The sequence below is a fragment of the Streptomyces coffeae genome (assembly GCF_016741875.1).
Lineage (GTDB): Bacteria > Actinomycetota > Actinomycetes > Streptomycetales > Streptomycetaceae > Streptomyces > Streptomyces coffeae.
In genome coordinates, this window is record NZ_JAERRF010000008.1 from 146,875 (window position 1) to 166,833 (window position 19,959).

The window sequence follows — 19,959 nt, forward strand, 5'->3', positions numbered from 1 at the left end:
CGAGCGCGGCCGAGCCGTGCCGCGCTGAGCGTGCTTGGCTGCGCCGTGCCGCGCTGAGCCGTGGTCAGGCCGAACCGCTGAACAGCCGCTCCAGGTGCAGCTCGATCAGCCCCATGGCTTCCTCGGGGGTGTGCAGCTCCATCAGGGTGTGTCCGGACACCCCTTCGACCAGGCCCATCAGCAGGGACGCCTCACGCTCCGGGTCCAGATCGGCGGCCACCTCGCCCCGTTCGACGCCCCGTGCCACCTGTCCGGCGAAGAAGGCACGCAGCGCGCGGTTGCCCTCCCGGGCATGGGCGCGCGGCCGCTCGTCGTAGAGCGCCCGGACGAAGTAGGCGATCTGCACCCGCTGGCCGATCCGGCTGTTCTCGTCCAGCGGCAGCATCTCGGCGAGCGTTTCGCGCAGCACGGTGCGCGGGGTCGGCTCGCCCGGCAGCGCCTCGATCCGGCCGCGGATCCGCTGCCCGGCGAGCTGCCCGATGTGCTCGAGCGCGAAGCTCAGCATCTCGTCCTTGCTGGTGAAGTAGTGCTGCAACTGACCGAGTGAGATCCCCGCCTCGGCGGCGACATCGCGCAGGCTCGCGCCCTCCAGGCCGCGTGCGGCCGCGATCCGCCACAGCGCCTCGGCGATCAGTCTGCGCCGCTCTTCATGATCCACCCGCTTGGGCACCCCGTGGTCCTTCCCGCATGACTGTTTTGGCAAGTCACTTGTATTGCTATAGTAGCCCCGTTCAATACAGCTGACTTGAAAAAGTTTACGGGGAACCGCGATGCCCGAACTCAGGCCGCCGCACCACCGAGTCGACCCACGAGCCCGCCGCTGGTGGACCGTGCAGGCCCTGCTCGTCCTCAGTGGCCCGGCGCTGCTCACCGCCCTGGCCCTGACCGTCCTGTCACTGCTCTTCTTCCCGGGCGCACTGCCCTGGCTCGGCCCGCTGCTGCTGGCCGTCCTGGTGCTGCCCGCCCTCGGCTATCTGTGGTTCATGCCCAAGTGGCGGTACGCGGTGCACGCCTGGGAACTGGGAGACCGCGCGGTCTACGCGGCCGGTGGCTGGTTCTGGCGCACCCGGCGGATCGCCCCGCTCTCCCGGGTGCAGACCGTGGACACCGTGCGCGGCCCGGTCCAGCGGGCGTTCGGACTGGCCACCGTCACCGTCACCACCGCCTCCACCGCGGGCGACATCCGGATCGCGGGACTGTCCGACGCCGACGCCGAAGAGCTCTCGCGCCGGATCGGCGAGGCCGCCCAGCTGGTGCCCGGTGATGCCGCGTGAACGGCACCGCACCCACCGCCCCGGCGCCGGAGTGGCGCTCCCTCGATCCGCGTACCGTCGCCGTCCACCTCAGCTGGATGGCCGCCCCGCTCGGCTCCCTCGGGCTCACCGCCCTGGCCACTCACGGACGGCTGGACGCCCGTGCCTGGATCACCCTCGGCTGTATCGCCGCGAGCTTCGCCGTTGTCACCACCGGTGGGGTGCTGCGCTGGTGGCGCACCCGCTACCGGATCACCGCCGACGCCTTCGAACTGCGCACCGGGCTGTTCACCCGGCGGCTGCGCGCCATCCCGCTGCGCCGCATCCGCAATGTCGATCTGACCGCCCATCCCGTCCAGCGGCTCTTCGGCCTCACCGTGCTGCGCGCCGGTACCACGGCCGACGGTGCGCTGACCCTGGAAGCGCTCACCCGCCCCGCCGCCGAGCGGCTGCGCGCCGAACTGCTGGCCCGCGCCGGGACCACGGCCACCGCCGGGGAGCCGGTGCTCTCCACCGTCGACCGGCGCTGGCTGCGCTACGCCCCGCTCACCTTCTGGATCTTCGGTGGGGTCTTCGCCGTCCTCGGCACCGTCTGGCGGGTGCTCAGCGACATCGGTGTCGAGCCCTGGCGGATCGGGGTGGTCCGCGACGCCTTCGAGGAGTTCGGCAACAGCGCGCTGTGGCTCACCGTGCCGCTCGCCCTGCTCGGGATCGCCGCTGTCGGCAGCCTCGGCGCGGTCGCGCTGTACGCCGAGAACTGGTGGAGGTACCGCCTGGAGTGGACGGACGCGAGCACCCTGCGGGTCCGCCGCGGACTGCTCACCACCCGCTCGGTCTCCTTCGAACGCTCCCGGCTGCGCGGTGCGGTGCTCCGCGAACCCCTGCTGCTGCGCATGGGCGGCGGAGCCACCGTACGGGCCGTCGCGGGCGGACTCGGCAGCCGGGAGGAGAACTGCAAGCGCAGCCAGGTGCTGCCGCCCGCGCCCCGCGCCGAGGCGCTGCGGGTGGCCGCCGGAGTGCTGGCCCACGAACCCGGCGGCGACGCCCGGACCCTCTTCGACCGGCCCGCGCTGCGCCCCCATCCCGCCGCCGCCCGCCGCCGCCGGATCAGCCGCGGCATCATCTGGGTCGTCCTGCCCGGCACCGCCGCCCTCGCCGTGCTCGGCGCGCTGCTCACCCCGGTGCTGCTGTACTGCGCGCTCGGCTATGCCCTGCTGGCCACACCCGTGGTGCTGGTGCTCGCCGGGGATGCCCACCGCTCCCTCGGCCACGGGGTGACCGGCCGTCATCTGCTGATCCGCTCGGGCACCTTCAGCCGGGACACCGTCGCCCTGGAGCGTGACGCCGTGCTCGCCTGGAGCTTCACCGACAACCCGCTGTCCCGGCGGGCCGGTCTCACCACCGTGACGGCCGCCGTCGCGGCGGGCCAGGACGGCTATCGCGCCCCGGACATGGCAGCCGGGGACGCCGTGCCCTTCGCGGCCGCGGCCGCCCCCGGGATCCTCGACGATTTCCTGGTGACGGCCGGGCACGGGAGCGGGGGCAGGACCGGGGAGGGGCGGGCGGACGCGCTCAGTCCGTCCGGCCGCCGCCCTTGAGGCTCGCCCGCAGGAACTCCCGGTTCATCCGCGAAATGGACTGAAGCGGAATCCCCTTGGGGCAGGCCACGGCGCATTCACCGGTGTTGGTGCAGCCGCCGAAGCCCTCCTCGTCCATCGTCTCCACCATGTCCAGCACCCGGGACTCACGCTCCGGCGCCCCCTGCGGCAGCGCGTTGAGATGGACCACCTTCGCCGAGGTGAAGAGCATCGCCGAGCCATTGGGGCAGGCGGCCACACAGGCCCCGCACCCGATGCACTCGGCGTGCTCGAAGGCGAGGTCCGCCACCGGCTTGGGCACCGGGGTGGCATGGGCGTCCGGGGCGCTGCCGGTCGGCGTGGAGATGAACCCGCCCGAGCCGATGATCCGGTCGAACGCCGACCGGTCCACCACCAGATCCTTGACCACCGGGAACGCGGCGGCGCGCCAGGGCTCGACATCGATGGTGTCGCCGTCCGCGAAATGCCGCATATGGAGCTGACAGGTGGTGGTGCGCTCGGGCCCGTGTGCCTGCCCGTTGATCACCATGCCGCAGGCGCCGCAGATGCCTTCGCGGCAGTCGTGGTCGAAGGCGACCGGCTCGTACCCGCTGAGGATCAGCTCCTCGTTGAGGGTGTCGAGCATCTCCAGGAAGGACATCTCGGGCGCGATGCCGTCGACCTCGTAGGTGGTCAGGGCGCCCGGCTCCTCGGGGCCGCCCTGGCGCCAGATCCGCAGGGTGAGCCTCATGCGTAGCTCCGTTGGGTGGGGTGGACGTCAGTGAAGACCAGCTCTTCGCGGTGCAGTACGGGCGCGCCGCCGGTGCCGGTGAACTCCCAGGCCGCCGCGTACGAGAACGTCTCGTCCCGCCGCGCCGCCTCGCCGTCGTTCGTCTGGCTCTCCTCCCGGAAGTGGCCGCCGCAGGACTCCTCGCGGTGCAGCGCGTCCAGGCACATCAGTTCGGCGAGCTCCAGATAGTCGACGATCCGGTTGGCCTTCTCCAGCGACTGGTTCAGCTCCTCACCGCTGCCGGGCACCTTGATCCGGCGCCAGAACTCCTCGCGCAGCGCGGGGATGCGGTCCAGTGCCTTGCGCAGTCCGCTCTCGGTGCGGGCCATCCCGCATTCGTCCCACAGCAGTTCGCCCAGCTCCCGGTGGAAGGAGTCAGGGGTGCGGTCGCCGTCGTTCTCCAGCAGCCGGCGCAGCCGCTCGGACACCTTCACCACCGCCTCGGTCACCGCCGGATGGGCCGGGTCGGCCTCGTCGGTGTCGTCATGGGGATGGCGGGCCAGATAGTCGTTGATGGTGGCGGGGAGCACGAAGTAGCCGTCCGCCAGCCCCTGCATCAGGGCCGAGGCGCCGAGCCGGTTGGCGCCGTGGTCGGAGAAGTTGGCCTCGCCGATCGCGAACAGACCGGGCACGGTGGTCTGGAGGTCGTAGTCGACCCACAGCCCGCCCATCGTGTAGTGGATCGCGGGATAGATCCGCATCGGCACCCGGTACGGATCCTCGGCGGTGATCCGCTCGTACATCTCGAAGAGATTGCCGTACTTCTCCGCCACCGCCGCGCGCCCCATCCGGGCGATGGCGTCGGCGAAGTCCAGATAGACCCCCTGGCCGCCGGGACCGACCCCGCGCCCCTCGTCGCATACGTTCTTCGCGGCGCGGGAGGCGATGTCACGCGGCACCAGATTGCCGAACGCCGGATAGATCCGCTCCAGGTAGTAGTCGCGCTCGTGCTCCGGGATCTCCTCCGGCCGCCGGGTGTCGCCCTTCGCCTTCGGCACCCAGATCCGGCCGTCGTTGCGCAGTGACTCGCTCATCAGCGTCAGCTTCGACTGGTGGCTGCCGGAGCGCGGGATACAGGTGGGGTGGATCTGGGTGAAGCAGGGGTTGGCGAAGTAGGCGCCGCGCCGGTGCGCCCGCCAGATCGCGGTGGCGTTGGAGTTCTTGGCGTTCGTCGACAGATAGAAGACATTGCCGTAGCCGCCGGAGGCGAGTACCACGGCGTCGGCGAGATGGGTGGATATCTGCCCGGTGATCAGATCCCGGGCCACGATGCCGCGGGCCCGTCCGCCGATCACGATCAGATCGAGCATCTCGGTCCGCGCGTGCATCTCCACCCGGCCCGCGGCGATCTGCCGGGACAGCGCCTGGTACGCGCCGAGCAGCAGCTGCTGTCCGGTCTGGCCGCGGGCGTAGAAGGTGCGGGAGACCTGCACCCCGCCGAACGAGCGGGTGTCCAGCAGCCCGCCGTACTCCCGGGCGAACGGCACGCCCTGGGCCACACACTGGTCGATGATCTCCACCGACACCTCGGCGAGCCGGTGCACATTGGACTCGCGGGCGCGGAAGTCACCGCCCTTGACGGTGTCGTAGAACAGCCGGCGGATGGAGTCGCCGTCGTTGCGGTAGTTCTTGGCGGCGTTGATCCCGCCCTGGGCGGCGATGGAATGCGCCCGGCGCGGTGAGTCCTGGTAGCAGAACTGCACCACCTGGTAGCCCTGTTCGGCCAGGGTGGCCCCGGCCGCGCCGCCCGCGAGCCCGGTGCCGACGACGATGACCTTGTAGCCGCGGCGGTTGGCCGGGTTGACCAGCTTCGCCTCGAAGCGGCGGCGGTTCCAGCGCTCCTCGATCGGACCGTCCGGCGCCGTGGTGTCGGCGATCGGCTCACCGGTCCGGTAGTCGGTGTAGGCACTCATCTTCAGCTCACCACTCCACTCATCACACCCACAGGGACGGCGATGAAGCCGCAGGTCAACAACGCGGCCAGGGCGTTCGCGGCCAACTTCAGGGCCTTGTCGCGGCGGGGCCGCCCCGCGCCGAGGGTCTGGGCGGCGCTCCAGAAGCCGTGCCGGACGTGCAGACCGAGGGCGAGCATCGCCGTGATGTAGATGGTGTTGCCGTACCAGGTGGAGAAGGACGCGACGACGTTCTCGTAGGGGTGGCCGGGCTCGGCCCGCTCGTTCACCGTGAGCGTGGTGAGGTCCAGGATGTGCCAGACGATGAACAGCCCGAGGATCACCCCGCCCCAGCGCATGGTGCGGGTGGCATAGCTCGCCCGCTGCCGCCGATGGACATAGCCGCTCGGCCGGGCCGCCCTGTCCCGGCGGCTGAGCTGCGCCGCGGACACCGCGTGCAGCACCACGGTGGTCAGCAGCGCCACCCGGGCCAGCCAAACGAACCCCTCATGGGGGAGGAACGGTTCGCCGAGTGTGCGCAGCCAGTGGGCGTAGCCGTTCAGATCGTCGGGCCCGAGGAAGACCTTCAGGTTGGCGTACATATGGGCCACCAGATAGGCCAGCATGATCAGCCCGGTGACGGCCATCACCGCCTTCTTGCCGACGGTCGAGCGCCATACGGAGCGAATGAGGGACGGCTTCCGAGGCGCCTTCCGCGGCGGCTGTCCCGGAGGCTTTCGCTGATGGCCGGGCCGTTTGTGGTCCGCGTCCGTGCCTGTCGCCAGTGCCATGACATCGACGCTAGGCAGCCCTTGGCGATTAGTCCAAGACATGATACGGCTGGTTTCCATAGGTAGCAGCTATCATGGCTGCGTGCGACTCCAGCAGCTCCGCTATTTCGCCACCGTCGCGGACACCCGCCACTTCACCCGCGCCGCCGAGCTTCTCCATGTCGCCCAGCCCTCGCTGTCCCAGCAGATCAGAACGCTGGAACGGGAGTTGGGGGCCGAGCTGTTCCACCGCGCCCGCGGCAATATCGCGCTCACCGACGCGGGGGAGGCGTTGCTTCCGCTGGCTCGCCAGATCCTCGCCGACACCGAGACCGCGCATCGTGAGGTCCAGGAGGTCGCCCAGCTCCGGCGCGGCCGGGTACGGCTCGGCGCCCCGCCCAGCCTGTGCGCCAGCCTCGTTCCCGATGTGCTGCGCCGCTTCCACGACGCGTTCCCCGGGATCGAGCTGTTCGTGGACGAGGGCGGATCGCAGGACCTGGTGCGCAGCCTGGCCGCCGGGGAACTGGACCTCGCCCTGATCATCACCCCGCTGGCGGGCCAGGCCCCCGCCCTGGCCGCCACCGAGCTGCTGCGCGAGGAGCTGGTGGTGGCCTCCTCGCCCGCCGGACCGCCGCCCACCCGGCGCCGCCGGATCCGGGTGGAGGACCTTCGGGACCAGCCCCTGGCGATGTTCCGGCGCGGCTACGACCTGCGGGAGTTCACCACGGCGGCATGCCGCGCGGCCGGCTTCGAGCCCACGTTCTCCGTCGAGGGCGGGGAGATGGACGCGGTGCTCGGCTTCGTCCGTGCCGGGCTCGGCATCGCCGTCCTGCCGGGGATGGTGGCCGAGCGGTCCGGACTGCGGATCACCCCGTTCGCGGGCCACCGGATGCGGCGCACCATCGCCGTGGCGCACCGCAAGGACGTCGCACCGCCCCGCGCCGCGCGGGAGCTGCGTCGGGTGCTGCTGGAGCATCTGCGTACGGCGGGGGCGGGTGAGGGCGAGGGCCTGCCGCCGAGCACCACGCTGCTGTCCCAGACAGCGGCGGACGGCGATACGGCGGTGCGTCGCGGCGCGGACGGGTAGCCGGGCCCCGGGCCCCGGAGTCGGCTCAACGGCGCCGGGGTCGGGGTCGGCCGCGGCTCAGCCCCAGATCGCCTCGGCCAGCCCCGCGCCCGCGAACGCGGCGCCCACCCCCGCCACCACACTCCCGGCCACATTGGCGGCGGCGAACAGCCACGCGCCGTCCTCGGCCAGCCGGAGCGTCTCGTACGAGAAGGTCGAGTACGTGGTGAGCGCCCCGCACAGCCCGGTGCCCAGCAGCAGTTGGAGCTGTGAGGAGGCGGCCCCGGCGGCCGCCGCGCCGGTCAGAAGGCCCAGCACCAGAGAGCCCATGACGTTCACCGTGAACGTGCCCCAGGGGAACATCGCGTCGTGCCGGGACTGCACCGCACGGTCGGTCAGATAGCGCAGCGGGGCCCCGGCCATCCCTCCGACCACCACCAGCAGCCAGTTCACCGGGCCCGCCCCGGGCGGCCGACGATCTCGACCGGGTCCACGACCATCAGGGCGTCACCCACGATCTCCTCCAGGCCGGGCAGGAAGGACCGCACCCGTTCCTCCGTATCGACGATCACCACGGCCATGGGCAGATCCTCGCCGAGCGACAGCAGCCGTGAGGTGTGCACCATCGAGGAGGAGCCATAACCCTCCACCCCGCGGAACACACTCGCGCCCGCGAGCCCCGCGCGGTGGGCGCGGTGCACGATCTCGGCGAACAGCGGGCGGTGGTGCCAGGTGTCGCGCTCACCGACGAAGACGGTCAGCCGCAGCCCGTTGGCCACCGGCCCGGGGTCGTTGCCCGGTGCGGACGGCGTGCTCATCGCGGCCCCCGGCCGTATCCGCCGAAGGCCAGGGCGCGCCGGGTCGCCACGACCCCCGCCCAGACGGCCGCCATCGCGGCCAGCAGCGTCCCGGCCAGATAGAGCAGCCCGGTCGCGGCGCGGCCCGCGTCGAGCAGCCGCTTGAAGTCCACGGCGTATGTGGAGAAGGTGGTGAACCCGCCCAGCACCCCGGTCCCGAAGAACGGCCGGAGCAGCCGGTGCGCCCCCCACACCTCGTCCACCAGCACCAGCAGGAGGCCGATGAGGGCGCACCCGACGGTGTTCACCAGCAGGGTCGTCCAGGGGAACGCGGCCGCCGGGGTCGGCCACAGCAGCGACGCGCCGTAGCGCGCGGTCGCTCCGATCCCGCCGCCGACCGCCACCGCGCCCACCACCGCACCCTGGCCGCGCCACACACCGGGCCCGGCGGGCGCGGGGGTTGCGGTGCCGGGGTCGAGGGGCTCGTCCGTCACCCCCTGAGACCATGAGCTGCCCATGGGGCTCAGCGTACGTGGTCGGGCGATCGGCGGCCGGACCGGCGGATCCGTGGCTCAGTCAGGTGGCTCGCGTGGCCCGCGCGGCTCAGTGGTCGCGGTCCGCCACCACATCGCACAGCGCGTACAGCATCCGGGTCGCGGCCCCCTCCGGCAGTCCGTCCAGAGCACTCCGCGCCCGCAGCATCCGGGTCCGCATCATCGCCTCCGCCTCCGCCAGCGCACCGCCGTCGCGCAGCAGGGCCACGGCCCTCGGCACCACCGCGGCGCCCTCCCGCCCGCGCCCGGCGGCCGTGAGCAGCTCCCGCAACTCCTCCGCCTCGGGGCCTTCGTTTGCCAGGGCGAGCAGCACCGGCAGGCTGGCGACGCCGACGGCCAGATCCTTGCCCTGCTCCTTACCGGAGACCTCGGACGCGGCGGTGATGTCGAGGATGTCATCGGCGATCTGGAAGGCGGTGCCGAGGTGTTCGCCGTACGCCGCGAGCGCCTGAACAGTGGTTTCGGGCGTGCCCGTCCGTATCGCACCGCTCTGCAACGCCATCGCGATGAGCGAGGCGGACTTCCCGGCGACCACCGCGAAGTAGTGCGAGAGCGCGTCCTCACCGGCCGAGGCGCCCGTCAGCTCCCGTATCTGCCCCGTCACCAGCCGGTTGGTGACCCTGGCCTGGAGCTGGAGGATCTCCGGGCCGAGCTCCGCCGCGACCCGGGCGGCCTTCGCCAGCAGCCAGTTGCCCGCCAGCACGGCCACCGAGTTGCCCCACATCGCGTTGGCGCTCGGCGCCCCGCGCCGGGTGCGGGCCTGGTCCATGACGTCGTCGTGGTAGAGCGAGGCGACGTGCACCAGCTCCGCGAGCGCGGCGGTGTCCACCGCGATGCCCGGATCCCGCTCCCCGAACTCCGCGCCGACCAGCGCCAGCAGCGGGCGCAGCCGCTTGCCACCGGTGCCGATGAGATGTCCGACGATCCGGGCGACATAGGGATCCTCGGCCTCGGCGGCGAACCCTCGCAGCCGCTCCTCCGCAACGCCCAGACCGCGCTGGAGGCGGACGGTGAGGGCGGGTTCGCGGGCGGCCAACTCCCCGGCCAGGAAACCACTGCGCACGGTGTGGGCGAACGACGCGACCATGCTGCGGACACTAAGCGAGGAATACGCCGGAATCGCGGTGTGTGTCAGGAAGGTGCCACGGGGTGGGCCGGCGCGGTGCGCGGAGCCGGGGACAGGGCGGAGCACACCGCCGTCCGCGGAAGCTCCTGGCACCTTCCTGGCACTGTTCGCCCGGCGGCCGGACGGGCGCGCCCTGACCGCCGGACTCACCACCACGGCGTTACGTTGTGACCCGTGACGGCTGCCGCGAACGCTGACATCCCCCCGACCATGCGCGCCTGGGTGGTCCGCACCCCCGGCCGGATCGACCAGGTGGAGCTGCCGGTGCCACGGCCCGCCGCCGACGAACTGCTGGTCCGCGTGCGGGCGTGCGGGGTGTGCCGTACCGATCTGCATGTGCGGGACGGCGATCTGCCACCGCACCGCAGCCCGGTCGTCCCCGGCCACGAGGTGGTCGGCGAGGTGGTCGCGGCGGGCCCGGAGGCCGGGGGACGGCGGCTCGGCACCCTGGTGGGCGTCCCCTGGCTGCGCCGCACCTGCGGCCGCTGCGTGTACTGCCGCCGTGGCCAGGAGAACCTGTGCCCCTCGTCCGAGTACACCGGCTGGGACGCGGACGGGGGCTACGCCGAGTACGTCACCGTCCCGGCCGCGTACGCCTACGACCTGCCCGCCGGATACGCGGACGAGGAGCTGGCCCCGCTGCTGTGCGCCGGGATCATCGGCTATCGCGCCCTGCGCCGGGCCGACCTCCCGCCGGGTGGCCGCCTCGGCATCTACGGTTTCGGCGGCTCGGCACACCTCACCGCCCAGGTGGCCATCGCCCAGGGCGCTGTCGTCCATGTGCTCACCCGCTCGGCCGGGGCCCGCGCCCTCGCCCTCGAGCTCGGCGCCGCCTCCGCGGGCGACGCCGCCGACCGGCCGCCCGAGCCGCTCGACGCGGCCATCCTCTTCGCACCGGTGGGCGAGCTGGTGCCGGTGGCTCTGGAGGCACTGGACAGCGGCGGCACCCTCAGCGTCGCGGGGATCTACCTCTCCGACATCCCGCCCCTGAACTACGAGCGCCACCTCTTCCGCGAACGCACCCTGCGCAGCGTCACGGCCAACACCCGTGAGGACGGCCGCGAGTTCCTGGCCGCGGCGTCCGCCCACCGCATCCGCGCCACCATCACCCCGTACCCCTTCGACCGCGCGGACGCCGCCCTGGACGACCTCGCGGCGGACCGGGTGAACGGCGTCGCGGTCCTGACCATGCCGCGCGCCCCGCTGCGCTAGCGGGGCACCACGACTGCGTCAGCGGGGCACCACCACGCCCGACCGCCACGAGGAGAACGGCTCCAGCCGGGCGATGTCGGGCACGACCAGATCCAGCGCAGCAGCTCCGGCAACTGCTCGACCAGGGATGACATGTCGTAGCCGACGTCGAACCGCCAGCATTGCTGCCCGAACCCCCCGATGACAAACCGGCAGTCGGTGTCCTCGAGCTGTCTGCACCCCTCCATGACCAGGCAGTCGTAGGTGTGGCCGACGTTCTCCCATACGGGGGTGGAACCACTGTCCGCGTAGGCGGGGGACGGCATCTCCAGGCGGCAGTGGAACATCACGCGCCCTCTCGGGAGTTGGACCGCGCCGGCCGCGCACGGCCAACGCTTACGCCCACGCTACGCGGCACTCGCTACTGTGCACCTGACCAGGAGAAACGCCCTCCCGGAGGGAGGGCGTGGACAGCGTGTGCTCGGTGCGCCCCCGGCAGGACTCGAACCTGCGGCCAAGCGCTTAGAAGGCGCCTGCTCTATCCACTGAGCTACGGGGGCCGGTGGTGGTCATGGAACAGCGAGCCCCCGGGTGCCCGCGGTGCCGTTGGTGCGACCGTGGTGCGGGTGGCCGGGCTCGGCGGACCGTGACCTTGCCGGGAACAAGGATAGGGCTCCCTGCGCCTCGCCCCGGTTGCTTCACCTCCGTGGCACGTTGTGGAGGTTCGGTGAAGCGGTCTGATAATCGCAGGCAGGTCCGAAACTCGCATCGTTTTTCACGCCTCAGCGGGCGGGTGTTGTCTACTCGTTATGCCTGGGTCCCACTCGCCCCGCCCGCCTCATGCCCCTTCTGGGGTGATCCGGGTGGGTCTCTTTGACGCGCACGAGTGAGCATACGCTTCAAAAAGACATCAAAAACGGGCATTCTTCACCACGTGGCGATCTTGGACGTACGGCCCCGGCTGCTCGACGCGTTGACCGCACTGCGTGATCGCGTTGACGCCGCACGGTTTCCGCTCCCCCTTCCCGGTGCCGACCGCGCGCGTCGCAGCCGCGCCGAGCTGCTCGCCCAACTGGACGACTATCTCGTGCCCCGGTTGCGTGCCCCCGAAGCGCCCCTGCTGGCGGTGATCGGGGGATCCACCGGGGCGGGGAAGTCCACGCTCGTCAATTCGCTGGTCGGCCGCCGGGTCACCGAGGCCGGGGTGCTGCGGCCCACGACTCGTACGCCGGTGCTGGTGTGCCACCCGGACGACCGCCCCTGGTTCGCCGGGCAGCGGGTGCTGCCGCAGCTCACCCGGGTGTGGGTACCGGCACAGGGCGAGCGGGCGGAGGGGGCGTACGACGACGAGGACCGGGGCCAGGAGGGCACGCGGGCGCTGCGGATCGAGACGGATCCGGAGCTCGCGCGCGGGCTCGCGCTGCTCGACGCGCCCGACATCGACTCCCTCGTCGCCCGGAACCGCGATCTGGCCGCCGAGCTGATCTGCGCCGCCGACATCTGGGTGCTGGTCACCACCGCCACCCGCTACGCCGATGCCGTCCCCTGGCATCTGCTGCGTACCGCGAAGGAGTACGACGTCACCCTCGTCACCGTGCTCGATCGGGTGCCCCACCAGCTCGCCGCGGAGGTGTCGGGGCAGTACGCGGCCCTCCTCACGGCCGCCGGGCTCGGCGATGTGCCACGTTTCACCATCCCCGAGCTGCCCGAGTCCGCGGGCGGGGGCAGCGGACTGCTGCCCGCCACCGCCGTCGCCGCGCTGCGGTCCTGGCTCACCCAGCACGCCCAGGACCCGCACGCCCGGAGCGTGGCGGCCGCTCGTACGGCCGCCGGGGTGCTCGCCTCTCTGCGTTCCCGGATGCCCGCGCTGGCCGGTGCGGCCGCCGCCCAGCACGCGGCGGCGGTCCGGCTGGTCCAGCGGGTCGAGGGGGCGTACGGGGAGGCGCACGAGCGGGTGCGGCGGGAGATCGCCGGAGGCGCGGCGCTCGCGGGCGGCGCGCTCACCCACTGGCATGGACTGCCGCACGACAGCACCCCCGAGGAGCTGCTCCGCGCCCTTGCCGACTCCCTGGCGACCCTGCTGCGCAGCGCGGCGGCCGCCGCCGACGAGCGGGTCGCGCAGACCGGGAAGCGGGATCCGGTGGCGCGGGCCGGGCTCGCGCCGTGCGACGCGCGCGGCGCGGGGGAGCGGATCGGCGTGGCCGTGCGCCACTGGCGGCGGTGCGTCGAGGAACTGGCCGAGGAGGAGGTGCGCACGCGGGTCGCCGAGGGCGGCGGCCGATGCGCCCCCGACGAGGTCGCCGCCCTGTTGATGGCGTCCCTGCTGGGCGGCCGTCGCGCCCGTACGGCGGGCGAGCGGCTGGCGGAGACCCTGGGCGCCCACGGTGCGCTGAACCTGGGCGACCGCGGCGGGCAGCTGCTCGACGGCTGTGTCACCCGCGCCCTGGAGGCGGAGCGCGACCGGCGGATGGCGCCGCTGGACACCCTGGATGTGACGCCGGACCACCAGGTCCAGCTGATCGCCGCGCTGTCCGTACTACAGAAGGAGAGGTGACCGAAGGTGACCGCCACTGAGGGCCACGGAGCGGACCACCCCGCGGCCGACCGGCCGTGCCAGACCTGGGACGACGGCCTCATCGCCCGGCGCGCCCAGCGGCGGGCCGAAGGCAGCGCGGCGCGCGGGGGCGCGGGCGCGGAGACGGCGGACCTGAGGGACGGGAGGGACGACACCGCGGGTTCTGGGGACCTGTGGGGGGAGGACGGGTGCGCCGGGGACGGCGGCGGACCGGGCAGGGCGGCGGGCGGTGCGACGGGGGGCATGGGGCCGGGGACGGGGTTCGGCCCGGGGACGCCACGGGACGCCCGTACGGCAGGCGGGCGGGGAGCGTACGGCAGCCCCTCGTACAGCGCGTACGGGCCCGGCGCGCGCGGCTTTGTCACGGGCGCCCTGCGGCCGCGTCTGGAGGCCCTGCGGCAGCTCGTCGGGCTGTCCCGCACCCGGCTGGACGGGCGCACGCTGGCCGGGGCCGGACGGGTGCTGGACGAGGCCGACGCACGGGGAAGGCATCCGCTCGGCCACACCGTTGTCGCGCTCGCGGGAGCCACCGGAAGCGGCAAGTCCACTCTGTTCAATGCCCTGGCCGGGACCCAGCTCTCGGAGGCCGGGATCCGCCGCCCGACCACCGCCGCGCCGCTGGCCTGCGCCTGGACCGACCACGCCGACGGCCTGCTGGACCGGCTCGGCATCCCGATGGCCGACCGGCGCCGCCCGGCCTATCCGTACGACCCGGCGCTGCGCGGGCTCGTACTGCTCGATCTGCCCGACCACGACTCGGCCGCCGCGGGGCACCGGGAGCGGGTGGACCGGCTGCTGGGGCTGGTGGACGCGGTGGTGTGGGTGGTGGATCCGGAGAAGTACGCGGACGCGGTGCTCCATGAACGCTATCTGCGGCCGCTGGCCGGATACGCCGAAGTGACCTTCGTGGTGCTCAACCAGGTCGACCGGCTCCCGGGCGACGCCGCCGACCAGGTGCTGGACGATCTGCGGCGGCTGCTGGACGAGGACGGGCTCGCGCTCGGCGAGCACGGGGAGCCGGGAGCCGCCGTCCTGGCGCTGTCCGCGCTGACCGGGGAGGGCGTCGGCGAGCTGAGGGACATGCTGGGGCGGCTGGCGGCTGAGTGCGGGGCCGCGGAGCGGCGGCTCGCCGCCGATGTGGACGGCGCGACCGCGCGGCTGCGACCGCAGTATGTGGCGGACGGCGGTTCGATTGGGTTCAGCGAACGGGCGCGGACGGAGTTCGAGGACCGGCTCGCCGAGGCCGCGGGCGCGGGGGCGGCCGGGCAGGCGGCCGAGCGCGCCTGGCTGCGGGACGCGGAGTGGGCGTGCGGAACGCCCTGGGGACGGGTCGCCCAGCGCGGGCCGTGGGGAGCGCGGGGCGCCCGGGGTGCGCAGGGCTCCCTGGGGCGGTCCACGGGGGCGACGGGCACCGCGCGGCCGGGGCGGCGGGTGGAGGACGCCAGGGAGATCCCGGGGGCGCGGGCGAAGGCGGCGGCGGTGGAGGCGGTCACGGCCCGGCCCGCGGTGGAGGAGGCGGTACGGACGCTGGCGGACGAGGCGACGGCGGGACTGCCCGGCCCCTGGGCCCAGGCGGTGCGGGAGGCGGCCGGGTGGGGCGGCAGAGGGCTGCCGGACGCGATCGACGAGGCGGTGGCGGCCGCGACCTCGGGGCGCCGCCCGGCGCGCCCCGGGTGGTGGTCGATGGTGGCGTCGGCGCAGGTGGCGCTGTTGCTGGTGCAAGTGGTGGCGATCGTGTGGCTGGTGGGGATCGTGTCGGGGCTGTTCGGCGGGCGGGAGTGGTGGCTGCCCGGGATGCTGCTCTCGGGGGCGGTGGCGGTCAGCGCGGGGCTGGCGTGGGCGTGCGGGGTGGTGGCGCGGGGTCCCGCGCGGCGGTACGGGCGGATGGCGGAGGCGCGCCGGCGTCAGGCGGCGGTCGCGTGCGGCCGGGCGCGGGTGCTGGAGCCGGTGGGAGCGGAGCTGGCGCGGTACCGGGAGGTGCGGGCGCAGTACGTCATCGCGGCGGGCGGGAGCTGATGGGCGGTGCGGGAGTTGAGGGAGAGATGCCGGAGTTGAGGGAGCGGTGCCGGAGCTGACGCGGTGGTGCGGGAGTTGAGGGAGCGGTGCCGGAGCTGATCGAGCGCGGCGGGAGCCTGAGGAAACGCTGAAGGGGGCGAGTCCGCCGGGGGGCACCCGGACGGGGCACCGAGTTGTCCACAGCCTGGGGGTCGTGCACAGGGCCCGGCGGGATCTCGCGAAGGCGTGCAGCATGAGGACCAAGCAGTACGGCGGCGCCGCGTGATGACGGTCCGCGAGACGACGGGGGAGGCGTGACCGGTGAATGAGAGCTGGGTGACCGTGGTGGGCAATGCCGCGACACGGCCGGATTTCCGGGAGACGGCGGCGGGGGTCGCGGTGGCCCGCTTCCGGCTGGCGGTGACGGTGCGCCGCTGGGACCGCAGGCGTGAGACGTGGGCGGACGCGTATACCAGCTTCTACACGGTCTGGACCTGGCGGTCGCTCGCGGCGAACGTGGCGGGTTCGGTATCGCTGGGCGAACCGCTCCTTGTCCACGGCACCTTGCGGCTGCGGGAGAGAGAACGCGAGCAGGCGCGGGACCCGTCACAGGACCAGATGAGAAGAGGAAGGGCGGAGCGGGGGGTTCCGTCGCGTCAGGAAGAAGAGGAGCGTGGGGGGATGCACGGCACGGGCGGAAGTGGCACCGGAGGGGCCACTCGCTGGATCACCGCGGAGATCGACGCGGTCGCCGTGGGCCATGACCTTTCACGCGGTACATCAGCCTTTCGACGGGTCTCGCAGGCCAAACCTCTTCTCAGCGTACCGAGCAGGGCAACTTCCCCCTGATTGTCGACGATTTGTCGATAATCCCAGGTCATACCGGGTCCTCAGGCGGAGATAACGATTCCGATTCGGATCGGTGGGGTCCAGGTACAGGCGGGGGTCGAGGGGTGTCTTTCTCCCTAAGATCCCTGAGTGCCCAACGGGGGTTCCTGAGTTTTGAGTTCGCTGGCGAGGCGCACCTACTGACTGGCGCTCGCCCGAAGGGAAAACCATGATTGCTGTAAAGAGGCGGGGCTCGGCCCGCCTGGGCGCCGCCGTGCTGGCGTCCGGTCTGGTCGCGGTAGGTGTGATAGCCGCTGCCGGTACCGCCGCCGCCGATGGCCCGGTCCCGAACCAGGGTGGCGCCACCGCCACGCTGAGCGGCCTCAAGACCTTCGACAAGGCCGTCATCCACGACGGCGGCAAGGACCAGCGCGTCGGCGCCGGTCTCTTCGAGATGGCGGTCGACAACGGCGGCACCATCCAGACGTACTGCATCGACCTGCACAACCCGACGCAGGACAAGGCGAAGTACGAAGAGAAGTCCTGGAGCGCCACCTCGCTGGCGAGCAACCCCGAAGCGGGCAAGATCAATTGGATTCTCCAGAACTCCTACCCGCAGGTGAACGACCTCTCTGAGCTGGCGAAGAAGGCGAAGTCCGGCTCGCTCAGCGAGAAGACGGCCGCCGCGGGCACGCAGGTCGCCATCTGGCGCTTCTCCGACAAGGCGGATGTCGAGGCGGTCGACCCGGCGGCCGAGAAGCTGGCCGACTACCTCCAGAAGAGCGCTCAGAACCTCCAGGAGCCCAAGGCGTCGCTGACCCTGGACCCGCCCGCCGTCTCCGGCAAGGCCGGCGACCGGCTCGGTCCGGTCAAGGTCCGCACCAACGCGGACAGCGTCACCCTCACCCCGGGCACCGAGTCCGCCGCTTCCCGCGTCAAGCTCGTCGACAAGAGCGGTAAGAAGATCACCAGCGCCGCCAACAACGGCGAGGTGTACTTCGACGTTCCGAAGGGTGCCGCCGACGGCACCGCCACGCTGACCGCCCAGGCCGCCACCAAAGTTCCGGTCGGCCGTGCGTTCGCCAGCGCCACCAAGAGCCAGACGCAGATACTCGCGGGCTCCAGCGAGAGCACCGTCACCGCCACCGCCACCGCGAACTGGGCGAAGAAGGGCGCGATCCCGGCGGTCTCCGCCGAGAAGAACTGTGCCAAGGGCGGCGTGGACATCACCGCGACCAACAAGGGCGACCAGGCGTTCACCTTCGAGCTGCTGGGCCAGAAGTACACGATCGAGGCGGGCCAGTCCAAGACCGTCACCGCCCCGGTGAAGGAGGACCAGAGCTACACCTTCACCATCAAGGGTCCGAACGGCTTCAAGAAGACCTTTTCCGGCGTCCTGGACTGCAAGACCTCCAGCAACGGCGGCAGCGACGACACCCCCTCGAAGCCGAGCCCGGCGTCGGCCGGTGGCAGCAGCAGCGGCAGCACCGGCGGTGACGACCTCGCCGAGACCGGTAGCAGCAGCAACACCCCGGTGATCGCAGGCATCGCCGTGGCGTTCGTCGTGATCGGCGGCGGCGCGATCTTCTTCGTCCGCAAGAAGAAGGCATCCACGGGCGAGTGACCCCCGCGTCACCCTCGGTCGGCGGCGCACCGTGCCCGATGGTGTGATCGTCGGCGACTCACAGTGATGACACGGCGAAGGGCCGGAGTTCCACCGGGACTCCGGCCCTTCGCACGCAGGCGGCGGACAACCGGTTTCCGCCTCGGGCTTGGCGTACGGCAAGATGGGTGTATCTGCCCTCACGCGGTGGGAGCCGCCCAAGGACCACGCGGCGGGGCCGCACCTCGATACCTACCAGACTGCCGGACGGTTTCTCTTGGCTGAGTACATCTACACCATGCGCAAGACGCGCAAGGCGCACGGTGACAAGGTGATCCTCGATGACGTCACGCTGAGCTTTCTGCCCGGCGCGAAGATCGGTGTCGTGGGCCCCAACGGCGCCGGTAAGTCGACGGTGCTGAAGATCATGGCCGGTCTGGAGCAGCCGTCCAACGGTGACGCCTTCCTCTCGCCCGGTTACAGCGTCGGCATCCTGCTCCAGGAGCCCCCGCTGGACGAGTCCAAGACGGTGCTGGAGAACGTCCAGGACGGTGTCGCGGACACCAAGCGCAAGCTGGACCGGTTCAACGAGATCGCCGAGCAGATGGCGACCGACTACAGCGATGAGCTGCTGGAGGAGATGGGCAAGCTCCAGGAGGACCTGGACCACTCGGGCGCCTGGGACCTGGACGCCCAGCTCGAGCAGGCCATGGACGCCCTCGGCTGCCCGCCCGGTGACTGGCCGGTCACCAACCTCTCCGGTGGTGAGAAGCGCCGCGTCGCGCTCTGCAAGCTGCTGCTGGAGGCCCCCGACCTGCTGCTGCTCGACGAGCCCACCAACCACCTGGACGCCGAGTCCGTCCAGTGGCTGGAGCAGCACCTCGCCAAGTACGCGGGCACCGTCGTCGCCATCACCCACGACCGGTACTTCCTGGACAACGTGGCCGAGTGGATCCTCGAGCTCGACCGCGGCCGCGCCATCGGCTACCAGGGCAACTACTCCACCTACCTGGAGACCAAGCAGACCCGTCTGAAGGTCGAGGGGCAGAAGGACGCCAAGCGCGCCAAGCGCCTCAAGGAAGAGCTGGAGTGGGTCCGCTCCAACGCCAAGGGCCGCCAGGCCAAGTCCAAGTCCCGACTGGCCCGTTACGAGGAGATGGCCGCCGAGGCGGAGAAGACCCGGAAGCTGGACTTCGAGGAGATCCAGATCCCGCCGGGTCCGCGTCTGGGCAATGTGGTCGTCGAGGTGGCGAACCTCTCCAAGGCCTTCGGTGAGAAGGTCCTCATCGACGACCTCTCCTTCACTCTCCCCCGCAACGGCATCGTCGGCGTCATCGGCCCCAACGGCGCGGGCAAGACGACCCTGTTCAAGATGCTCCAGGGGCTGGAGACCCCGGACGCGGGCACCATCAAGGTCGGCGAGACCGTCAAGATCTCCTACGTCGACCAGTCGCGCGCCAACATCGACCCCAAGAAGACGCTGTGGGCCGTCGTCTCCGACGAGCTGGACTACATCAACGTCGGCCAGGTCGAGATGCCGTCCCGCGCCTATGTCTCGGCCTTCGGCTTCAAGGGCCCGGACCAGCAGAAGCCCGCCGGGGTGCTCTCCGGCGGTGAGCGCAACCGCCTCAACCTCGCGCTCACCCTCAAGCAGGGCGGCAATCTGCTGCTCCTCGACGAGCCGACCAACGACCTCGACGTCGAGACCCTGTCCTCGCTGGAGAACGCGCTGCTGGAGTTCCCCGGCTGCGCCGTGGTCGTCTCCCACGACCGCTGGTTCCTCGACCGCGTCGCGACGCACATCCTGGCGTACGAGGGCGACTCCAAGTGGTTCTGGTTCGAGGGCAACTTCGAGTCCTACGAGAAGAACAAGGTCGAGCGGCTCGGTGCGGACGCGGCCCGTCCGCATCGCGCCACCTACAAGAAGCTGACCCGGGGCTGA

General features: G+C 72.0%; 18 protein-coding genes and 1 tRNA gene. 9 read left to right on the forward strand and 10 right to left on the reverse strand.

All coding sequences use genetic code 11. The annotated features are described in order from the left end of the window. Positions 1-64: 64 nt before the first annotated feature. On the reverse strand, positions 65-670 hold the full coding sequence (locus tag JK363_RS15635; protein ID WP_201875504.1) for a TetR/AcrR family transcriptional regulator: 606 nt from the start codon (positions 668-670) through the stop codon (positions 65-67). 100 nt (positions 671-770) lie between these two features. On the opposite strand from JK363_RS15635, the gene JK363_RS15640 reads away from it, so the two are divergent. Together JK363_RS15640 and JK363_RS15645 are read left to right on the forward strand one after the other, a co-directional pair. Further along, the gene (locus JK363_RS15640; RefSeq protein ID WP_201875505.1) at positions 771-1,274 is read left to right on the forward strand and encodes a PH domain-containing protein; all 504 of its coding nucleotides are present in this window, start codon (positions 771-773) and stop codon (positions 1,272-1,274) included. Then, a complete protein-coding gene (locus tag JK363_RS15645; RefSeq protein WP_307821737.1) occupies positions 1,271-2,851 on the forward strand; it encodes a PH domain-containing protein in 1,581 nt (526 codons plus the stop codon). The genes JK363_RS15640 and JK363_RS15645 overlap by 4 nt, the downstream gene beginning before the upstream one ends. On the opposite strand, the gene JK363_RS15650 is transcribed toward JK363_RS15645, so the two are convergent. The 3 genes from JK363_RS15650 to JK363_RS15660 are packed head-to-tail and all read right to left on the reverse strand — an operon-like array spanning position 2,826 to position 6,303. Next, complete coding sequence (locus tag JK363_RS15650) at positions 2,826-3,581, reverse strand: succinate dehydrogenase/fumarate reductase iron-sulfur subunit (protein ID WP_201875506.1); 756 nt, start codon at positions 3,579-3,581, stop codon at positions 2,826-2,828. The two genes, JK363_RS15645 and JK363_RS15650, sit on opposite strands and share 26 nt — an antisense overlap. Beyond that, entirely contained in the window at positions 3,578-5,533 is a 1,956-nt protein-coding gene (locus JK363_RS15655) for a fumarate reductase/succinate dehydrogenase flavoprotein subunit (RefSeq protein ID WP_201875507.1), read from the reverse strand. Before JK363_RS15655 ends, JK363_RS15650 begins: the two co-directional genes overlap by 4 nt. Positions 5,534-5,535: 2 nt before the next feature. Further along, positions 5,536-6,303, reverse strand: a complete 768-nt coding sequence (locus JK363_RS15660) for a succinate dehydrogenase (RefSeq protein ID WP_201875508.1) — start codon at positions 6,301-6,303, stop codon at positions 5,536-5,538. An 82-nt stretch (positions 6,304-6,385) separates the two neighbouring features. On the opposite strand from JK363_RS15660, the gene JK363_RS15665 reads away from it, so the two are divergent. Beyond that, positions 6,386-7,369: a LysR family transcriptional regulator gene (locus JK363_RS15665; protein WP_201875509.1), complete on the forward strand. Its 984-nt coding sequence runs from the start codon at positions 6,386-6,388 to the stop codon at positions 7,367-7,369. 57 nt (positions 7,370-7,426) lie between these two features. Here JK363_RS15665 and crcB (JK363_RS15670) read toward each other — a convergent pair whose 3' ends face one another. From crcB (JK363_RS15670) to JK363_RS15685, 4 genes are all read right to left on the reverse strand, one after another. Beyond that, positions 7,427-7,801 carry a fluoride efflux transporter CrcB gene (gene crcB / locus JK363_RS15670; protein WP_201875510.1) on the reverse strand — a complete coding sequence of 125 codons (375 nt, stop codon included), beginning with the start codon at positions 7,799-7,801 and terminating at the stop codon, positions 7,427-7,429. After that, positions 7,798-8,166 (reverse strand): DUF190 domain-containing protein, encoded by a 369-nt coding sequence (locus JK363_RS15675; protein ID WP_201875511.1) that lies wholly within the window; start codon positions 8,164-8,166, stop codon positions 7,798-7,800. Before JK363_RS15675 ends, crcB (JK363_RS15670) begins: the two co-directional genes overlap by 4 nt. Further along, the gene (gene crcB, locus JK363_RS15680; RefSeq protein ID WP_201875512.1) at positions 8,163-8,663 is read right to left on the reverse strand and encodes a fluoride efflux transporter CrcB; all 501 of its coding nucleotides are present in this window, start codon (positions 8,661-8,663) and stop codon (positions 8,163-8,165) included. Before crcB (JK363_RS15680) ends, JK363_RS15675 begins: the two co-directional genes overlap by 4 nt. A gap of 85 nt (positions 8,664-8,748) precedes the next feature. Next, complete coding sequence (locus JK363_RS15685) at positions 8,749-9,786, reverse strand: polyprenyl synthetase family protein (protein WP_201875513.1); 1,038 nt, start codon at positions 9,784-9,786, stop codon at positions 8,749-8,751. Between the two features lie 249 nt (positions 9,787-10,035). On the opposite strand from JK363_RS15685, the gene JK363_RS15690 reads away from it, so the two are divergent. Further along, entirely contained in the window at positions 10,036-11,037 is a 1,002-nt protein-coding gene (locus JK363_RS15690) for a zinc-binding alcohol dehydrogenase family protein (protein ID WP_201875717.1), read from the forward strand. Here the strand turns inward: JK363_RS15690 and JK363_RS15695 are convergent. Further along, positions 11,034-11,363: a hypothetical protein gene (locus JK363_RS15695; protein ID WP_201875514.1), complete on the reverse strand. Its 330-nt coding sequence runs from the start codon at positions 11,361-11,363 to the stop codon at positions 11,034-11,036. The genes JK363_RS15690 and JK363_RS15695 overlap by 4 nt on opposite strands. A gap of 140 nt (positions 11,364-11,503) precedes the next feature. Then, positions 11,504-11,576, reverse strand: a tRNA-Arg gene (locus JK363_RS15700). A gap of 383 nt (positions 11,577-11,959) precedes the next feature. Here JK363_RS15700 and JK363_RS15705 point away from each other — a divergent pair. The 5 genes from JK363_RS15705 (at position 11,960) to ettA (ending at position 19,959) form a co-directional block, all read left to right on the forward strand. Further along, positions 11,960-13,570, forward strand: coding sequence for a dynamin family protein (locus JK363_RS15705; protein WP_201875718.1), 1,611 nt, complete (start codon positions 11,960-11,962; stop codon positions 13,568-13,570). Positions 13,571-13,576: 6 nt separating this feature from the next. Continuing rightward, positions 13,577-15,607, forward strand: coding sequence for a GTPase (locus JK363_RS15710; protein ID WP_307821738.1), 2,031 nt, complete (start codon positions 13,577-13,579; stop codon positions 15,605-15,607). A gap of 300 nt (positions 15,608-15,907) precedes the next feature. Further along, positions 15,908-16,435 carry a single-stranded DNA-binding protein gene (locus JK363_RS15715; protein WP_201875515.1) on the forward strand — a complete coding sequence of 176 codons (528 nt, stop codon included), beginning with the start codon at positions 15,908-15,910 and terminating at the stop codon, positions 16,433-16,435. 208 nt (positions 16,436-16,643) lie between these two features. Beyond that, positions 16,644-18,038 carry a Cys-Gln thioester bond-forming surface protein gene (locus tag JK363_RS15720; RefSeq protein WP_201875516.1) on the forward strand — a complete coding sequence of 465 codons (1,395 nt, stop codon included), beginning with the start codon at positions 16,644-16,646 and terminating at the stop codon, positions 18,036-18,038. A gap of 256 nt (positions 18,039-18,294) precedes the next feature. Then, positions 18,295-19,959, forward strand: coding sequence for an energy-dependent translational throttle protein EttA (gene ettA / locus JK363_RS15725; protein ID WP_201875517.1), 1,665 nt, complete (start codon positions 18,295-18,297; stop codon positions 19,957-19,959).